Origin of the sequence: Vibrio sp. T13N, from assembly GCF_032970445.1 — a bacterium.
GTDB classification, from domain to species: Bacteria; Pseudomonadota; Gammaproteobacteria; order Enterobacterales; family Vibrionaceae; genus Vibrio; species Vibrio diabolicus.
Genome location: NZ_JAWJYE010000002.1, coordinates 246,940 through 264,969 on the forward strand (window position 1 = coordinate 246,940; position 18,030 = coordinate 264,969).

The window sequence follows — 18,030 nt, forward strand, 5'->3', positions numbered from 1 at the left end:
TTCAACTAGAAACACTCATCCCCACGTACCATATAAAAACCAATCAACTTCATTTGTAACAAGTTAGGTTTCAAAAATAGGAAATCACCACTGTAAAAGTTCACCGCATTTTATCTTGCTGCCTATGGTTACAATGTTTTTGAAATCAAAGCCTTTAAACCAAGTTATAAGTAAGCGGCACCGAGATGAACAGTGAAGCGAAACAACTTTTTTATCATTTATGTCAGCAATACGATGCGCTTTCTCAAGAACTAGAGTCTCGCGCGTTTCCTGAGTTTTCCGAGACCATCACTCATCCGCTTGGACACTGCTTTGTCCGTTGCCCTGTTGGCAGTCAGCGCTTTTCCATTGTTGCAGTCAACTTTGCGCCCTCCGTTCGCGGGCAAGGCGTGCTTACTGCATTTATCGACTACATTAAAAGCAATCCATACCATTACCAAGGCGTTGAAGTCGCTATCATTGAAAACAAAAGCTTAGCAAAACGACTGTTGTCTCTTGGATGGAAGTATAAGTCTCTGTTTGGCAAAATTTTCTTCGCTAGCAAGCCGACCCTAGTGAAGGACTTTCAGTCTGCGTAATAGTTATTACGGCACCGCATCGGTACCCAAAGTAAAAACCATCACTCAAAATCCGTAAGCATATTGAGAAAAGTTTGGCGGTCTTCCGCTGTACTACCTCGATGAGCAGTGTATTCGACGTGCACATTCGGGCTAGCGTTGGGTGATAAATTGATGCCCCACAGCGCGTTAATTTGGTTTGGAATGATGGAGTAACGCACGTCAACAATTCGCATTTCGTTATTCGGGTCTTGCGCTACAAAACCATTTGAAAACCAACGGAAACGTTCGATGTCTTTCGCTTGCTGCGATTGCGGATCGAGCCATGGAAATTGAGTCTTCACATTGAGCTTTGGTGTGGATTCGCCTGGGTAGATTTTTATTGAACGCCCCACTCTTACCGCATCCACATAGTAGTTATCTTCCGTTTCATAAATCACTTTCCAGACCAAAAGATTGCCGAAGGTTGGTTTTGCTTTTAGCTGCACAGCGCTGTGCTGTCGCTCTTGGACGATTTTCCATCCGGCCGCTTCTGCTCTATCTCGTTGAATAACCCCAAGAGTCAGATAAGCCAGAGACCATAGAAATGCGACACGCGCGTAATTTCGATTTCGCTTCAGTGCGGCAAACAAAAGCAGGATCAAAATAGGAAATGTGAAAGCGGGATCGATAACAGAGATCGTATTCCAGGCATAGCGTGTGTTGCTTATCGGCCAAAAAAGCTGAGTCCCATAGCTGGTGCAAGCATCTAACAGCGCATGGGTGCTATAACCAAGGGCACAATAAAACCAACTCTGTCGGAAGTTTAGCCCTCGTCTTTTTGCAAACAACGGATACAACACTAAAGCACAGAGAAAGCTGCCAAAAGGGATAAACAACAATGAATGGGTAAAGTGTCGGTGATATTCCAAAAACAGCAATGGGTCAGTTGATGAACGGATAAGTACGTCCAAATCCGGCGCCATCCCTGAAACCACGCCTAACACGCCAGCAGCCACAATGTGCCGCTTGTTACTTGCAGACTGTGGCAAAGCAGCGCCAAGTAAACCTTGCGTTAACGGGTCCATTATTTACGCCCGCAACGAAAATGTAGCCGAGATAGAAGGCATATGCGCTTCAAAATAGGCTCAAATTTAAAAACCAGAACGCTCTCCGACATAAATTATCCGTATTTAAGTGGATTGGAAGACACACCTTAATGGCGTATTAAAGTGTTCGAAAACAAATACTTTGATTTTAGTGTAAGAAGAAATCGCCCTATTCGCTAGTGAGAAGCGAACCTAAAGCGAGGCTCATGGTGTACGTCAAAAGTCCAAAACTGCGGATTTTACAGATGCAAAAATAAAACAAGGCGAACCGAATGGCTCGCCTTGTTTACTGAACGATTAACGACAAAAACCTTAGTCTTGAGGGTTTTCTTTCGCGTTGATTTCAGCGTAAGTGTGCAGAAGCTCTGTCAGAGTTTTCACCCAAACAAAAACATTCGAAGGTGTATTTTCAAGTAGTTTTTCCACTAGTGCACAGTGTGTTTCTAACGTGATCGCCTCTTCCAAATGGAATGAAATCGCATAGAAATGCCAAAGAACCAGTCGCGTCATTCGCTCGCTATTTTGCTTCGCATTGTCTGAGTCATCAAACGCTTGTTGAATTTCGCTCAGTGCGATTGCTGTCATGCGTAACATGGCATCAAGACGTGCAGACAACATACGGTCTTCGCTAGCCACTTCTTCTTGATCGAAAGTAAACAGCTCATTCATCACGTCTTCTGGCACCATTTTACTGATCATGCGAGCACTAAACTCTTCCAGTTCATGACGAGGCATGGTTACAAGACAATCGAAGGTGTAATCACGAAGCATAAAATCACTCTAGGTTGGAAATCAATTTCAGCCACGCATTCTAAATACTGAAATCTCAATTGCCAGCGTTTATTTCTATTGAGCTACCGAAAAACTACAGAACACCGTTGATCGCGATACCAACACCAATACGCTGCTGATTATGATCATAGTCAATCAAGCTCTTACCATACCCCGTCGAGTACTGTGCGTATCCCTGAAGTTTGCCCCAGATCGGAAATGACACCCCTAATTCGGCAAAGCCTTTATGCGTTTGGAAGTTCTGGCGGCCTAAGAAGGTAAACTCATAACCATTCCATTTGTACGCACTCGATAGCTCAAAGTGCCCCATGTAATCTTCGATATCCGGGTTATCATCACCTTTAGGATCATTCGGAGATGTTTTTTCATCCTCAGGTATACGCCACCACGGTTGCAGAGAAACCGCAAAATTGTCTTTCGCAAAGGTTAAGTTGGCGTAAACACGATTCCAACTGCGCGATAACTCTTGTCTCTGCCCATTCGACTCATGTTCAATACCAAAACCTAACCAAGTCGAACCATCAAGTGGCTTCCAGTCTGTCGGAGTATAATAAAAAAGCTCAGGACGATAATTGGTTTCACGAAATGGACGCGATGCGGCTCCTGTATACACTTGCCAAAATGACTTGAGCGTCATACCAAAGAACAAACCATCCCCATCAAACAACAAATCGTCGTAGTTCATTGGCACTTTAAAACTAATTTGGAACTCCGCTTCTTCCTTACGCAGCTCATCCCCGTACTTAGTGTCCGCATAAGCACGCTTATTTACGCGATCACTGTAAGTGAACGGCAAGATGTAGTTAACACGATGCGCCACCAAACTAAATGGTTCAAAGGCGTTTTCTCGTTCTGACTCCAAACGCTTGTCGACCAAGCTTTCCTGAAGCTCCTCAGGTTCTTCAATTTCTGGATCAGCGGGCACTGTGCTTGTTACTGCATCAAGCTCACACTGCGCGCGAATGCTCTTTATGGTTTCCTCACCTTTGCTTTGCTTAATTTTGTCTAGCAAACATAAATCATAAGCACTGGCTGTTTCTCCCATCGCAACTGGCGCTGCCAATAAGCTCAGTATTGATATCCCTGCCACTTTTGAAGCCATCTGAAACCCTTAATATTCTTTATGTCAAACCAGATAATTTTAATTTTTCTTGGTAAACCGCTTGCCATTCTGGCGTTAAGGCAATGTTAAATGTTCGCTGACTTTACGTCTTGGATAAATACGACAGACCTCAAACATATCCGCCCACTATGAGCAACGCGCCAAAAACGACCAAGAGTTGAGCATCATAAATAAAAACAAAAAAGACTCGTTTGCATGATGCTCATATTCCCTATGCAAAATACTGGCTCGCCACTTTGATTGCAAACCCGGCTATGAATAAACCCAAACCATAAACTAAATGCGCCAATGTGCTAAGAAAACGGGCTTTCCAAGGTGTTGGGGTTTTACTGGCAGCAAAACCAAATCCTAGACAAGGTTGAATGACAAAAAATGGGAAGACCAACGTGACCACACCAGTGACTAAGCCGGGCACTAGACTAGGCTCTACCAACCAATGATGCCCAAAAGCAGCAATGTGAGCCAAAGCGAAAACAACACCAATGGCATAGTGCAAAAACCAACCGAGTGCTTTTTCTCCCGACATCGGGTCTGTTGCCATAATTGGCGCATGCATAAGCTTTCCTTTGGGCATGTACAAAACCCAGCGCGCGACCAATGCATAGTTTAGTGAGGGAATACCAAACACTCTCCTTTGTAGCCAAGCCCATAAATCCATTATCAAAGTCGCACCAATCCCTATTAGCGCCGCTTGTAATCCTATTAAAAACAGCATTTTTCGCTCCTCAAGTTTTTGATTTGTTAAGGTCTTAGTTGCATGCTACAACTTAAAGCCAACTTGAAGTCAATGAGGAATAATATGGATATTGCAGAAGTGGTTAAAAAATCAGGATTGCCGACCTCAACGCTCAGATACTACGAACAGTTGGGGTTAATTCGCTCGATAGGAAGGAGTGGATTGAGACGTCAATATTCACCAGAGGTACTCAATAAACTCAACATCATTAGTTTGGGGCGTATCGCTGGAATATCACTTAACGAAATGGCAGAAATGTTGAATCACTCAGAAGGTTCAAAACCATACATTGATCGTGACTTACTGGCGAAAAAGGCGCTTGAAATTGATGAGCAAATAACACGTTTGAAAGCGGTGCGAGACAGCCTAAACCATGTTGCCACCTGCCCTCATGAGTCACATATGGACTGTTCTTCATTTCAGAAGCTTATGAAGATCGTGAAGCGTTATGTCCCCAAAAAAACGCGATAAAGCACTCTACTTATTCTTGATGTAAAAGGAAGTAACTCGCGGTTGTGAGTTACTTCCTTTCATATTACTTAGCTTGCGCTTTTACGTACTTCTTCACTTTTTTCATCGCCATTTTTTGCTTTAGCGGTGAAAGATAATCAATGAACAAGTTACCAGATAAGTGGTCGATTTCGTGCTGCATCACAATCGCTAAGAACTCATCACTCTCGATTGTAATCGGGTTGCCATCACGGTCTAGTGCAGAAACAACAACTGATGTGTAACGCTCTACATCGGCATAGTATTCGGGAACAGATAGGCACCCTTCTTGACCAAGCGCTTTGTTTTCTCCGCTCACAACTTCTGGGTTGACTAAGATTAAAGGATCATTGCGTTCGTCAGAGATATCGATGACAACAACCGCCTCTTTTCTACCAACTTGGGTTGAAGCTAAACCGATGCCATTGCCCGTTGCATAAAGTGTTTCTAGCATATCGTCGATCAACGTTTGTATTGTCGATACGTCAGTAACTTTTTCTGCTTTTACTTTAAGTCTTGGGTCTGGAATGGAGAGAATTTCGAGGACAGCCATACTTACCTTTCGTTATCTGTAAATCGTAATTTCCGGCGAATTATACACACCTTTGGGCAGACATAAACATGTTGAGTTTTCGTGGAAAGACCGTTTCGTCTAAAACATTCGATTTTGCTTGAGACCAAAGAGGCAAAAAGAAAGAGAAAACAATAACGCCAGCACGATATGGCTGGCGTCTTTTTTACGTATCTATCTTTAAGCGTTCGTTATTTGTGAGTTACGCACTCTTTTGCGCTTTTAGCAAAACCTTAATCGCCATTTTTTCACCACTCTTGAAAATAAAGTACCCGAGACAAACGGTTATTAACGTTAATACAACGATAATAATACTGAACCAGCCTAGTTCCGCTATCAGTTCAAATATAGAGATGCCCAAAAACATTAAGATGAGAGAAAACACCACTAAGCTCGATAAATTCCAAAGCAGGACTGAATACCATCTCGTTGTCGAAGGCATTATATTCCCTGTTTTATAGCCAAAATAATATCCTACACTCATCGCTGGTATTAACGTCCCAAGAAAGCCGACACCGTTCATTTCCATGCCAGAAATGTACTCAATAATAAATAGCAGTATGGCCAAACAAACTGATGCTAAACACAAAAGCGACGTTACAAAGAGCACCGAGGGAGCGTTGTTTTCTGTTGAGTAATTATTTTTCGATTCCACTTTCATTTCCTTCCATTTATTTGAATAAAATAAGCGTGTTAGATCATGCTTCCGCTTGGACAACCTAGAGAAACAACACCGCCATAACTCGTTGTTGGTGTAGCTACCATGACTAAATCAACAGGAAGAAACACAACGTCCGTTGCTAACGACAAAGGGATGTCAATCAATGAAAGTGGGTATAACGCGATGGAAGTAATATCAGATCTTAAATAGCAAGGTTGTCGTGCGACTGATAACGCTGTGCCTGAAAACGGCTTTCCGTATCCGCCACCAGCATGCGCATCTATAGACGAACACCCCACCATTAAAGATGCTGACACCACAAGAAATACAACTTGTAGCTTTTTAAATATATTTATTTTCATTTAACCTAGATTCCAACTAACTATTATTTTTTAAAACTAAACCCTCTCTCAAATTGTATATTCAATGAATTTACTCATATGGGCCTAGTGCAACCATGTTAATACGTTCTATGTATTAGAAACAATTCATTTATTTCCAATAGCACCCGTGAGTTCATGCGACGTGACTAGAATCGCACTTAATTTTTTATGCAAGCACCAAGTTAAGCTCAACCTATTCGCTTTCCCGTTGGAGTCGCGTACCTTTCATCTGATGTAAAAAAGCCGCCAGAACCATTTGGCTCTGGCGACTTTTGTTTTTATCGAAAACTCGATTACTGCTGTAGCTTCGCTTTGGCTTCTACTACTTTGGAGAAGTCTAGGCCTAGCTCTTCCACTGCTTCTTTAATCAGTACAGGGTTTTGCATTACCTGCGCCATTAACGCTTGAAGCTGATCTTGTGGCAGACCTAGTTGGCTGATAGTTGCCATTGCAGCCAGAGGGTTTTGAGTTAACGCCTGAAATAGCTCGTTGATTTGCTCGTCGCTAATATTGTTTTCTTTCAACATCGCAAGAATCGGGTTCATCAAATTACCTTTAAATACTATGTAAAACAGACCCGCAGTTTACCATTGGGTTTTGTTAGTTTGCACGCAGACTTTAACCACCACTCCACCATCGACCAAGTTATGGTCGAATATTGGTGAAGGTTGCGGTAGTGACTCCATCACTTTGCGACGAAAGCACTTTTATATCCGCGTTAAAGTAATATGGATTAAGTGGCATTTTACTCTCAGCTGGTCGCGCGTAGTAAAGCTTGGCGGGCTGTTTTGCCATTTGTTGCGCGTACAAATACCCGACCAACGCATGTTCAAACTGGTGGTAACCATTTCCCCAATGGAACGCTTTGGTTGATTTAGGATTCAGACCAACACCTCCGTATTGATGATCCACCCACACGTCCATAAAAGTGGGTAACGTGTATTGAAGCGTTTCTTTCATCGAACCATCAACAAGAGAAACCGTCATCGCCGCTTGATCGAGTTCTGCCCATTCCCAAGACGAGCTATAGTGCTTGTGCGGTCTTGATTGCCAAGCAGGAATGCTCTCTTGCGTCCATTTACTCTGCCATTCTGGTGAGAAGAGCGCTTTGACTTGCTCAAAGTTTTGCTGGTATTGCCCTTGTTTAAGCGTGTGTTTCATGCCTTTGAAACCAAATTCTGTCCAATTGGAATTCTCCAACAACTGACCAGTGAGATACGTCATCCAATACGCTTTGATGGTGTGTCCAAAATCATTGTGTTTCGCATCTGGCATCATTACCGCTTTGTGGTGTATCGCGCCATAAAAGCGCTGCTCTTTGTCGGAGTGGTAGTTATCCAGCATCACTTGCGTCAGCCATTGCAGATCTTGTTTCCACTTGGCTTGCGCGGCCTCTGGTAAAAGTGGCGCCGTTAACAACAGGTAGCCATTAATTTGGTCAAGTTGAGCGACTAACTCTTGCTGCTTCTCACTTTCTCCATCACCATCTTTCAAAACCCACACCAGACCGCGATCATCGCTTCGTCGGTATTGTTTAAATATAAACGCTTGTTGGTCGATAAGTGCTTGTTCAACCTTTGGATCTTGCGTCAAGTAGTAGTACATCGCCAAGCCCACCAAGGCGTAAGCTTGGTCTTGAGAAGTTCGCTGTTGCCACTCCATCCCCGGTTTTCCACTACGCGTAAAGCTCACAAAGCCGCCGTTTTTCTCATCTTGTAGATGATCAATCAGGTAATAAGCCCCTTTCTTTGCCAGCTCTAATGCTTGTTTGTCACCCGTAAGATGAAAAAGCACGCCATAAGAGTAAGTTTGGCGCGATTTCATGCGTGTGTATTCGCGATCGAAGTGCGGGATAATCCACCCTTTGTTTAATTCTTCACACGGCTTTTGTGGGTCGAGGATGACACCGTTATCACAACGAAATGTCGGAAAATTCCCCGCAGGTTGCCCATGCGCACTTTCCATCATCCAATATGGGGCTAGGCCATTCGTCACATGGTTTAACCAATCATCCCCCGAAGGCAGCTCCACATCAGCAAAGCTGTTCATGCTCGTCGTTGCGAGCAATAAGGTAAGATATTTAAAAGACATAATGCTCAATTAAGTTATTGAATTTTATCCAGTATAAATAACTCCCTTTACGCATATTGTCGTCGTGGTCACAATCGCCTTACGCATTTGTTTGCATTGTTCATCTGTCTGCCTTATTCGATGACTGAGTCGAGAATAAACGCCACTCTGTCTTCGACTGACATTTTGGGCACTTCGATCAATTGATAACCGAACTTGTGGTATGCATCGACCATCTGTTTATGCGTGGCGATCGCTTCAGAAAAATCTTGCTTTCGCTCTTCATCGTTGCTGAATATCGACGACCACGGTGGAAAAATGAACACTTGAGAATGATAACGAAGCGTCTGGCAATGCGTGATGAGCTCATGCGAGATTGGCAATTGTTCCAACTTGCTGTAGCCATATACGTCCACAATACTGCGATCAAAAAACACGTCCCCCTGGCGGACATTGAAAGCTCGGTAATTGCTCACTTCTGCCTTCATCATTTCGTCTCGAAAGGCTTGTTTGTCATTCCAAGGTAATGCTGAACCGTGATTCGTAACCTGCCTTTGTATTACGTGACGACCTGTTTCTGGCGAGCAGATAAAGCCTTGTGTTTTTAGTTGTTCGATTACCGAGGTTTTTCCTGCACCGGGACCACCAGTGAATACGATGAGTTTGTTCAAAATCTTTTCCTTATTTTTTGTTTGAGTGAAGTAATGCGTGTACAGCCAAGAAAATTGGCATGATCGGGCCTTTGAAATTGTAATTTGGCACGCCAGCGTTAAGCGAGATCGGCAGTGGAAAGTTTTGGGATAGAAATGAGCAGTGAAAAATATTGATGAAATGAAAGCTTAAACGGCGTGTTCAGTGTTTATGAAAAACGGAGGAATTTTGAGAGAAACAAACTTGCCCAAAAATTGGGTTGGAAAATGGAGAGATTGGATCATCAGGTTAACGCGTCAATTGGCTTTCTATATCAAGAAGATGGCACCTAAGCCTAAGAACGCAAAGAAACCGACGACATCGGTAACGGTTGTTAATACTACCGAGCCAGCTACGGCGGGGTCAATGTTAAACTTCTTCAACGTGAATGGTATCAGCGTACCCGATGCCGCAGCCGCCAGACTATTGAGAAAAATTGCGCAGCAGATAATAAGCGCCAATGGCCAAGAGTCAAACACCATGTAGACGACACCCGCGATGACTAATCCCATGATCAAGCCATTAATGGTGGCGATTTTTAATTCCTTATTCACCAATAGCTTCAAGTTACTTTGGTGCAAATGGTTGAGTGCGATACCCCGAATGGCCACCGCTAAGGTTTGGCTACCTGCGATGCCGCCCATACTCGCCACCACGGGCATTAAGATCGCAAGCGCAACGACTTGCTCGACCACATTATCAAAAATACCAATGATTGCAGAGGCAACAAAAGCGGTCAGCAAGTTAATCACCAACCAAAGTGCTCTTAGCCTTGTCGCCACAGTTAATGGTGTGAACAAATCTTCTTCACTTCGTACGTTTTCTGCCACTACAGCTTGTAGGCTGAGTTCACGCAAGGTAATCGCGATGGTCGCCATCGACAAAACGCCCATAATTTTTCCACCAGCCATGATAGGAAACCAATGCGCTCCACCATCAATCGAGACCTGTTTACTAACGCTTTGAATCGTTTGGATATCTTCCAGAATTGGCGTGACTACGGTCAAGTCTGTGAGTTTGGTATGATTCTCATGCAGCAACAGGATTTGAGGTTCTATCGTCCCAATAACGCCTCCGACATCGCGCACAATGATCAATCGCACCGGGCTTTGTCCACGTTTTAACAACTCGGTTTTGATGCCTCCTACGCTGTTTTTAGGATTTGCGACTAAAAAATGCGGCTCGGCATATCTCCCCACTTTGTTATCTTCATACGACAGCGCTTGTTGAATGTGCGCGACCGACTCTTCACTTTGGTCGATAAGGTACTCATCCACAAACTCGGTCGGTAGAAAGTCTGCAAAGATGATCAGTTCCGAATCCGTGATGTACGCTAAGCGTTCATGTTGCAGCTCTTTGTTGAGTGATTGATGAATGTGCTTGGCGGTGTCGTATCGCAGCAAATTTAATACCGTCCAGTACTTCTCTGGCGGCACTGCTTCTATCACGCGTTTACGATAAGCAATGTTGACCGACTCCAAAATGTTCGCGATTTGCGCTTCCTGATAGTCTTTCAAAAAACTGAGGTCTTCGGTCGACTCTATCGCTTTAATGATCTCGGCAAGCAAATGAGGCACTTTGCGATTAATTTGTAATTGGCTGGAATCTATCATCATTGTCACCGATTTCCTTGGGCATCACGTTAGTGTCAACACGATGTCTATTACCTAAAGGCATGAGATCCTGATGTTAAAATTCTAGGCAATGGCGCGCACAATTGCGGAATTTATATTTTGCTCGCAGAAAGAGAACGTCTTTGCATAAGGGGATGGTATAAACTTTCAGTGTGCATTAGGCGCATTTGCCTCGTTTGATAATGGAGTAATCAATGGCACCAGTATTTTTTCTGACTCAGCAAGCTGCCTTACCAAGTCGTAAGGTGCTTCGTAAAGTGATTCAGTTTGCGACAGCGCTGGCTCAACCCATCGTGGTATTGGTGGAAGATCACCGCCGGAGTGAAGATCACGCATTCGCGCATTTCCTTAGTTTCAACTCTGACCATATAGAAAAGAGACAAGCTGAGTTTGAAGCTTGGGCATCAAAATTTAAAGACTTCGTTATCGAACTTTGTGAAGAAGAGGAAGTTGAAACGCCAGCACTCTCTTACGAGCATTTCAAAGGGAGTCATTGGATTGTTCAAGTCGCGAAACGGCTTGTCGACCACACAGATTTACTGCTCGTGGGGCATTTTAACAAGCACGACATTCAAACCTTACTCACCGAGCTAGCAAAAAACGATTGCGATTTATTGCTATTAAGTGAGCGTTCATGGCCTTCTCACGCCAACATGCTTTGCGCGATAGATCCGCTTCATCGCGGAGATGCAAAATCGGTCGTAGATAAAGCCATTGTATCGCGAGGCTCAAAACTAGAAAAAACCTTGAGCGGAAAAATGACGTTAGTTTACTGCCGCTACGTTGCGCCTTATCTATCTCGCTATCGTACAGAGATTTTGAGCAACCAAAAAGCAGGCATTACGGACTTTATTACTGCGCAAAAGCTAACTCGCGTACCACTACTGCTGCCAGAAGGAAACCCTGAAACAGCGTTACCAAAAGCAGTTAAACAATCGCAAGCTGCAATTCTGGTTATGGGCGCGTGTAAACGAAGCATGTCATCCCAATTTTGGTCTGGCAGCACTGTAGACACGTTACTTGATCAACCGCCTTGTGACCTACTGTTGGTCAATAGCACGAAGGATTGATCAGACTTCCCCATTCCGCCGCATCTTAAATAATATCACGCGCAGTTATTGGCTCTTCATGGTCTCTAACTGCGCGGCTTCATGTTCTGCGTTCAAGGCTTGTTTCTGCTGCTGTTTTATCTCATCCCAACTGCGTCCCGACTCAATCGCAGATACACGCTGATCGTATTTGTTGCAGGCTCTTTCGAGTACTTTCTCAGGATCTATACCCTTTTCTCTTTCCAACGCTTTTAATACGTTAAGATAGTTCCACAACACATCGCCTAACTCGTCTTCCAAATGACAAAGGCGATCCTCACGAATCTCTTCGCGGACTTCATCAACTTCTTTGCCAATGGCCTCCAGATAAGTCTCTACGCCTTTAAACCAAGTGTTGGTTTGGTCATATTGAGATTTTCTCGTCGCAATTGCATACAGTTCATCAAATTTCTTCATTGCCTCTCCGTAGAACACGTTTTTATTTACGCCTCTTTAGGACGAATAAACTTCCCTTTTGCCGTCACTCTAACTTCATTATTGACCAGTAATTGAGCCACCAGTTGATATATACCGCGGCGTTCACCTTCACAGTGTGCAGTAATCGTGACGTGCTCATCTAGCTCAATAGGTGCATGGTAGCGCACATCCAACTGCGCGGTAAGGGTTTGAATGTCTCTAAATAACAAACAGTGCGTCATTGCACCATCGAGCAGCGAACTCGCAATGCCACCATGCAACAGGTCGGTGTAACCTTGATGACGCGGTAAAACGTGAAACTCTCCGACAACAGAACCATCGGCTAGGCACTGGTAGTTCACAGCCAAAGAGTTCGGATTCGCATCGATTGAAGAACAAACCGCACATTGATAATGAGATTCGTGAGTGGAATGAAAGTGGCTGTTTGCGGACATGTTAAGTACTCAGCTTGTAAAAAGAGTAATTAGCATATGCCAATTATTAAAAAGAAACGGCGAGTAATCTTTGTTTGCACGTTGTAGGGCCAACAACCTCATTATCCATAAAGTTAAATAATCATTTTCATAATTAACGATAATTTCCAGTTTATTTAGAGTGGCGATAAGGTTTGCATCGTGATTACGCAACGTTATGAAAGGCGACTTATGAAGTTTCTCCACACGATGATCCGTGTTGTTGACCTAGACAAATCTATCGAATTTTATACAAAAGTTCTGGGTATGAGCGTTTTGGATCGTTTTGAAAACCAAGAATACCGTTACTCACTGGTGTTTGTTGGTAGCCCTGATCAACCAGATGGCGCGAACATCGAGCTAACTTATAACTGGGATACCGGCAGTTACGACTTAGGTAACGCATTCGGGCACATAGCGCTTGGGTGTGAAGACATTTACGCAGCTTGCGAAAAAATCAAAGCGCTTGGTGGTAACGTCACTCGCGAACCCGGACCAATGAAAGGAGGAAAAACGCACATCGCCTTCATTAAAGATCCCGATGGCTACCCAATCGAACTGATTCAAACTAAACAATAACGAGTTTTCCTATGACAGATGCATTATTTCAACCGATTCAACTTGGCTCTCTCTCATTAAAAAACCGCATCGTTATGCCTCCGATGACGCGCTCTCGAGCCTCTCAACCGGGTAATGTCGCTAACGACATGATGGCGACCTACTACGCTCAACGCGCCGAAGCGGGATTAATCGTTGCAGAAGGCACACAAATTTCACCAATGGGTCAAGGCTATGCGTGGACACCGGGCATTTATAGCCCAGAGCAAATTGCTGGCTGGAAAAAAGTAACTGATGCAGTGCACGAGAAAGGCGGCGTTATCTTCGCGCAATTATGGCACGTTGGTCGTGTGACTCATCCTGACAACATCGGCGGCAAGCAACCTATTTCTTCTTCTGCGCTCAAAGCAGAAAACGTGAAAGTATTTATCGACAATGGCACAGAGGAACCTGGCTTTGTCGACGTGGCTGAGCCACGTGAAATGACCAAACAAGACATCAAGAATGTTATTGAAGAATACCGACAAGCCGCATTAAACGCGATAGAAGCTGGGTTTGATGGTGTCGAACTTCACGCAGCAAATGGCTACTTGGTTAACCAGTTTATCGATTCTGAAGCGAACAACCGCACCGATGAATACGGCGGCTCAATTGAAAACCGTCTGCGTTTTCTTGGTGAAGTGGTCGAAGCAATGACGCAAGCCATTGGCGCAGAGCGTGTTGGTGTTCGCCTTGCACCATTCACTTCGTTAAACGGCACCGTTGATAGCACACCAGTCGACACCTACACCGCTGCTGCTGCGCTGCTTGATAAACTCAATGTGGTTTACATTCACATTGCAGAAGTGGATTGGGACGACGCGCCAGACACTCCGCACGACTTTAAAACCGCAGTTCGTGAGGCGTATAAAGGCACACTGATCTATGCCGGTCGTTACAAGGCAGAAAAGGCGCAACACGCGATTGAGAGTGGTTTAGCCGACATGATCGGTTTTGGTCGTCCGTTTGTTGCAAACCCAGACTTACCAAGCCGCATCAAGCATGGCTATCCACTGGCAGAACATGACCCTGCCACATTGTTCGGCGGCGGTGAAAAAGGCTTAGTGGACTACCCTGCTTATCACGCGGGTTAACCCATCTACGTAAAGCCGATTCGCAACTCGCGACAAACCAATAGCTAACCCAAAAGAACCTTGCTCTTCCCCCTGTAACGCCAAGATGCAGGGTTCTTTTTTAGGCTAAGCCACCAAGAGTTAACGTCTTTGACAAGATGTACAACCTCGGCACGCAGAGCGCGTCGTTTTACTTAGTAAACTGCGTTGTACTTTACAGTAGGCGTTTTTGAGTGCGCGGCGGCCTGAAAACCAATCATCCGGTTTAGTGAGGATTAAGTAGCCGTTAAACCTCTTAACCAACTCGGTTCGATTGTTTTCGATAAATCGGCTATCAAACTCGATTTCGAAGTAATCCAACGCTTCTTCGATACAAGTAAAGCTGGCAATTTTTTCCTGAATCGTATTCTCTGTCATTGTTTCTTTAGCGTTATCATTTTCAATGAAGTCTAAGAGCCTCGCGCTTTACGTTCTTTGATTTAGCGCTTCTTAACATCACTCTTTCTGGGATTTCCATATTGAAATTCAATTTGGGAATTCGTTATTTCCCCCAGCCTTTCATTTTGACAATCAATTTAAGGTACTGATTTAAAGCAATATTATTTCTGGTTCATATTTTGCTCTACTTCGTTAAACGGAATGTTGGAGGGACACAATATGACTTACAGAGCGGAAGTAGACGGATTAAGGGCGATTGCTGTCACGTTAGTGATTTTGTTTCATGCAGGAGTTGAGCAATTCGCTGGTGGCTTTATTGGCGTCGACGTATTTTTTGTTATCAGCGGCTATTTGATCACCACCATCGTGATTAACGATTTGGAAAACCAGAAGTTCAGCCTCGGTGATTTTTATGAGCGACGCATTCGCCGCATACTTCCCCTGCTACTGGTGGTGATTGCCGTCAGCTATTTGATGTCTTGGTGGCTATTTTTGCCACAAGCACACAAAGACGTTGGTCAGTTCGCAGTGTCTTCTATTCTTTCTTCATCCAACATTCTTCTGTATTTAAAAGGCCACAATTACTTCGGTTTAGAAGATCAAGCCAATCCGCTGTTTCACACTTGGAGCTTGGGCGTTGAAGAACAATACTACATTGTCATTCCTTTGCTACTCATGCTACTCGCTCGTGGCAAAAACGCGTTTTTCCTGACTTTTTTTGTCGCGGTATTTGCGCTGAGTTTGATGACTATTGTCTATGCGAGCAACGATCCTGATTTCGCCTTCTACATGATCTTCTCTCGTGCTTGGGAACTGGCAACCGGTTCATTACTCGCATTAGTGATGAGAAAAGTCCAAGTTCAATCTAACGATACTCTAGCAACCATTGGCATCGTTTTGATATTGGCTTCCGCGCTTTTGTTTGAAAAATCGCAAGATGGCGCGGGCATTACGCTGCTGGTGCCGGTCATCGGTAGCGCGTTAGTGATTTTGTTTGCCTCTAAAGACAATGTCTGCGGTAAATTGCTGAGCCTCAAATGGGTCGTGTTTGTCGGCTTAATCAGCTACAGCTTGTACTTGTGGCACATTCCATTATTTGTCTTTTACCGCTACGTGTTGGACGCAACACAAGACGTCAATATCCCACTTTACGTTGTCACTCTGTTTGTACTTTCTTACTTCACTTGGCGCTTTATTGAAAAGCCGTTCCGTAGCCGAAAAGCCATGAGCATGCGCACTGTGTCCGCGGTTATTGTGTTGTTGACGTTGCCCTTGCTAACGTTCGGCGTTATCGGTCATCAAAACGGTGGTTTTCCAGAAAGAAGCGCATTTTTCGAAGCCATGCGCGTTAATAACGGTTACGGTTTAAATTGCAACGGCAACACTGACGTTAACGATGTGTGCTCGTCTGCGCCGCAACCCACCATCGCTGTGTTAGGCAATAGTCACAGCATGGTTTACGTGAAGCGTCTGTCCGAAGTAACACCAACTGGCGTGGTGCAACTTACTCAAGATTCCTGTGCAGTAGGTTATGTCGACATCATCAAAGATGCTGGATCAATTTCTTGCCGACAGTTCTTCAAACAGGCAGTCGATACCATTTTGCGTACCCCTTCTATTCGTCGCGTCGTTATCTCTTCTAATTTCAATAAAGAGCTTTCACAAGCCGATTATGAGGCATCATTAACTGGATTGTTGAATGAACTGGAAGGGAAAGAAGTGGTCGTTTTCGGCCCAACGCCTTCTGCACCTTTTGCGGTAGGAGAATGCCTCTGGAAAGCGCGTTTGTTTGGCGAGACGGAAGAGTCCGCCTGCGATTTTTCTCCTAAACAACATCACCCTCAAAACGTGGCGAAGTTAGTGAACTACTTTGAGCAATTTGAGCATGTTGAGTTTGTCGACTTGACCGATGCCATTTGCAGAAATGGCGTATGTCGAATGAAAGTTGGTGCGAACAACGCCATGTATACCGATGACAGCCATTTATCTTACAAAGGTGCTGAGTTAGTGCTTGGGCATTACCACAACAGTACAAATGAAGCGCAACAGTTCACTTACGACCGGCAATAACCAGAGAATAAACTTTTATGCTTCAGCGCTTATCTCAGGTAAGCGCTGAATATTTTAAAGCGAGAGAAAGCCAGCGTGTTTATTTGAAAATGCGTGGGTCAAACGCGAAATCGAGCTTTTCGGCTTTCTTGATGATCTCTTTCATTTTGGGATGATTTGGGTTCACCACGTAGTTTTTATCACGAGGTGAAATCGTTGAAGGCACTTGCAGTGCGGCAAACTCGGGATGAGGGTCATTGAGAAACTGGTCACCAATGTACTGTGTAGACTCGCTCGCCGGTATTGCTCGCCACGTCACTGGGAGATCTTCTTCATCTAAGGTGGCGATGAGGTATTCTGGCATTTCAATACGATATAAATCGTACAGTTTGGTGATAGCTGGATCGTTATTTACGTGAACAAACACTTCCAACGAGCAAAGGGATTCCGATTCAGAGAAGTAGAGGGCTTCGGTTCCTTTTGAGTTCCATCGCCCTCCAAATAACTTTGCGCCAACGGGGCTAAATGGCGTGTCAGCGAATTTCTTTTGTGTGAGACGATAGAGCTTCATATTACGAGAACACCCCGTGCTCTAAACGGCCGATCAAATCTTTTACGATTTCAAAATCAACCGTAGTCGACACCATATCAAGTGGACGTTTTCCACCTAAGCCGTACACATTTTCTCTCATCCATTTTAACGCGCGTTCTTCGTCGTCAAACAACTCTGTTGCGAGTTTCAATAACATCGCTAATCGATAGATTGCATCACTCTCTTGAGTATTAAAACGCTCATCATTTTTAAGACGACGCTTAATTGTACTAACAGGAATCAGTGTCACATGTTGGAATTCACTTTGAGAAAGCTTTACTCGATCAACAATGTTCCGGTATACCTTGGGCTCAAAGCCTTTGTGAACCGCATCAATACGACCCGTTTCAGCATCTTCAATACCTAACATAAGCCAGAAATTGGCTTTATGAGATTGTTTCGGCTTAAAGCTTTTTAATGCTGCAGTTGCCATATCAAGCTCCTATGGTTCATATGGTCTAGTTATTATGGTTCAAATGAGCTCAATTTTCAATCAAAGTAACAATCAA

22 protein-coding genes are annotated in these 18,030 nt (G+C 44.1%); 6 read left to right on the top strand and 16 right to left on the bottom strand.

From position 1 onward, the window contains the following. Positions 1 to 185: 185 nt before the first annotated feature. Positions 186 to 578, top strand: coding sequence for a hypothetical protein (locus R2S67_RS04185; protein WP_104970657.1), 393 nt, complete (start codon positions 186 to 188; stop codon positions 576 to 578). A gap of 41 nt (positions 579 to 619) precedes the next feature. Here the strand turns inward: R2S67_RS04185 and R2S67_RS04190 are convergent, their stop codons facing one another. The 4 genes from R2S67_RS04190 to R2S67_RS04205 form a co-directional block, all read right to left on the bottom strand. Next, positions 620 to 1,624: a metal-dependent hydrolase gene (locus tag R2S67_RS04190; protein ID WP_317342437.1), complete on the bottom strand. Its 1,005-nt coding sequence runs from the start codon at positions 1,622 to 1,624 to the stop codon at positions 620 to 622. Positions 1,625 to 1,957: 333 nt separating this feature from the next. Next, positions 1,958 to 2,416, bottom strand: coding sequence for an exoribonuclease R (locus tag R2S67_RS04195; protein WP_317342438.1), 459 nt, complete (start codon positions 2,414 to 2,416; stop codon positions 1,958 to 1,960). Positions 2,417 to 2,510: 94 nt separating this feature from the next. Further along, the gene (locus R2S67_RS04200; protein ID WP_006742284.1) at positions 2,511 to 3,539 is read right to left on the bottom strand and encodes a phospholipase A; all 1,029 of its coding nucleotides are present in this window, start codon (positions 3,537 to 3,539) and stop codon (positions 2,511 to 2,513) included. Between the two features lie 232 nt (positions 3,540 to 3,771). After that, on the bottom strand, positions 3,772 to 4,275 hold the full coding sequence (locus R2S67_RS04205; RefSeq protein ID WP_257888075.1) for a DUF2938 domain-containing protein: 504 nt from the start codon (positions 4,273 to 4,275) through the stop codon (positions 3,772 to 3,774). 84 nt (positions 4,276 to 4,359) lie between these two features. Between R2S67_RS04205 and R2S67_RS04210 the strand changes: the two genes are divergently transcribed. Then, on the top strand, positions 4,360 to 4,767 hold the full coding sequence (locus tag R2S67_RS04210) for a helix-turn-helix domain-containing protein (RefSeq protein ID WP_317342439.1): 408 nt from the start codon (positions 4,360 to 4,362) through the stop codon (positions 4,765 to 4,767). A gap of 64 nt (positions 4,768 to 4,831) precedes the next feature. Here the strand turns inward: R2S67_RS04210 and def are convergent, their stop codons facing one another. The 7 genes from def to R2S67_RS04245 form a co-directional block, all read right to left on the bottom strand. Next, entirely contained in the window at positions 4,832 to 5,338 is a 507-nt protein-coding gene (gene def / locus R2S67_RS04215; protein ID WP_005395192.1) for a peptide deformylase, read from the bottom strand. Between the two features lie 220 nt (positions 5,339 to 5,558). Then, positions 5,559 to 6,017 (bottom strand): ABZJ_00895 family protein, encoded by a 459-nt coding sequence (locus R2S67_RS04220; protein WP_029817912.1) that lies wholly within the window; start codon positions 6,015 to 6,017, stop codon positions 5,559 to 5,561. A gap of 32 nt (positions 6,018 to 6,049) precedes the next feature. Then, positions 6,050 to 6,379 carry a YceK/YidQ family lipoprotein gene (locus tag R2S67_RS04225; RefSeq protein WP_080253353.1) on the bottom strand — a complete coding sequence of 110 codons (330 nt, stop codon included), beginning with the start codon at positions 6,377 to 6,379 and terminating at the stop codon, positions 6,050 to 6,052. 314 nt (positions 6,380 to 6,693) lie between these two features. Further along, positions 6,694 to 6,945, bottom strand: a complete 252-nt coding sequence (locus R2S67_RS04230; protein WP_005395194.1) for a DUF2999 family protein — start codon at positions 6,943 to 6,945, stop codon at positions 6,694 to 6,696. A gap of 100 nt (positions 6,946 to 7,045) precedes the next feature. Beyond that, positions 7,046 to 8,491, bottom strand: a complete 1,446-nt coding sequence (locus tag R2S67_RS04235) for an AGE family epimerase/isomerase (RefSeq protein ID WP_317342457.1) — start codon at positions 8,489 to 8,491, stop codon at positions 7,046 to 7,048. A 113-nt stretch (positions 8,492 to 8,604) separates the two neighbouring features. Further along, positions 8,605 to 9,141 carry an AAA family ATPase gene (locus R2S67_RS04240; RefSeq protein ID WP_317342458.1) on the bottom strand — a complete coding sequence of 179 codons (537 nt, stop codon included), beginning with the start codon at positions 9,139 to 9,141 and terminating at the stop codon, positions 8,605 to 8,607. A gap of 288 nt (positions 9,142 to 9,429) precedes the next feature. Further along, positions 9,430 to 10,776, bottom strand: coding sequence for a magnesium transporter (locus R2S67_RS04245; protein ID WP_005454041.1), 1,347 nt, complete (start codon positions 10,774 to 10,776; stop codon positions 9,430 to 9,432). A gap of 212 nt (positions 10,777 to 10,988) precedes the next feature. Between R2S67_RS04245 and R2S67_RS04250 the strand changes: the two genes are divergently transcribed. After that, a complete protein-coding gene (locus tag R2S67_RS04250; protein ID WP_047008305.1) occupies positions 10,989 to 11,864 on the top strand; it encodes a universal stress protein in 876 nt (291 codons plus the stop codon). A 45-nt stretch (positions 11,865 to 11,909) separates the two neighbouring features. Here the strand turns inward: R2S67_RS04250 and R2S67_RS04255 are convergent, their stop codons facing one another. Next, entirely contained in the window at positions 11,910 to 12,299 is a 390-nt protein-coding gene (locus tag R2S67_RS04255) for a MazG nucleotide pyrophosphohydrolase domain-containing protein (RefSeq protein ID WP_046876041.1), read from the bottom strand. A gap of 26 nt (positions 12,300 to 12,325) precedes the next feature. Further along, on the bottom strand, positions 12,326 to 12,754 hold the full coding sequence (locus tag R2S67_RS04260; RefSeq protein ID WP_317342459.1) for a PaaI family thioesterase: 429 nt from the start codon (positions 12,752 to 12,754) through the stop codon (positions 12,326 to 12,328). Between the two features lie 210 nt (positions 12,755 to 12,964). On the opposite strand from R2S67_RS04260, the gene gloA reads away from it, so the two are divergent. Both gloA and R2S67_RS04270 read left to right on the top strand, forming a co-directional pair. Further along, positions 12,965 to 13,351, top strand: a complete 387-nt coding sequence (gene gloA, locus R2S67_RS04265) for a lactoylglutathione lyase (protein WP_104973639.1) — start codon at positions 12,965 to 12,967, stop codon at positions 13,349 to 13,351. Between the two features lie 11 nt (positions 13,352 to 13,362). Next, complete coding sequence (locus R2S67_RS04270; protein WP_317342461.1) at positions 13,363 to 14,463, top strand: alkene reductase; 1,101 nt, start codon at positions 13,363 to 13,365, stop codon at positions 14,461 to 14,463. 120 nt (positions 14,464 to 14,583) lie between these two features. On the opposite strand, the gene R2S67_RS04275 is transcribed toward R2S67_RS04270, so the two are convergent. Further along, positions 14,584 to 14,859, bottom strand: a complete 276-nt coding sequence (locus R2S67_RS04275) for a nitrogenase-stabilizing/protective protein NifW (protein WP_005498697.1) — start codon at positions 14,857 to 14,859, stop codon at positions 14,584 to 14,586. Between the two features lie 240 nt (positions 14,860 to 15,099). On the opposite strand from R2S67_RS04275, the gene R2S67_RS04280 reads away from it, so the two are divergent. Further along, positions 15,100 to 16,950 (top strand): acyltransferase family protein, encoded by a 1,851-nt coding sequence (locus tag R2S67_RS04280; protein WP_258614575.1) that lies wholly within the window; start codon positions 15,100 to 15,102, stop codon positions 16,948 to 16,950. A gap of 79 nt (positions 16,951 to 17,029) precedes the next feature. Here R2S67_RS04280 and R2S67_RS04285 read toward each other — a convergent pair whose 3' ends face one another. Both R2S67_RS04285 and R2S67_RS04290 read right to left on the bottom strand, forming a co-directional pair. Continuing rightward, a complete protein-coding gene (locus tag R2S67_RS04285; RefSeq protein ID WP_005376497.1) occupies positions 17,030 to 17,500 on the bottom strand; it encodes an RES family NAD+ phosphorylase in 471 nt (156 codons plus the stop codon). Between the two features lies 1 nt (position 17,501). Beyond that, entirely contained in the window at positions 17,502 to 17,954 is a 453-nt protein-coding gene (locus R2S67_RS04290) for an antitoxin Xre/MbcA/ParS toxin-binding domain-containing protein (RefSeq protein WP_006742299.1), read from the bottom strand. Positions 17,955 to 18,030 lie beyond the last annotated feature (76 nt).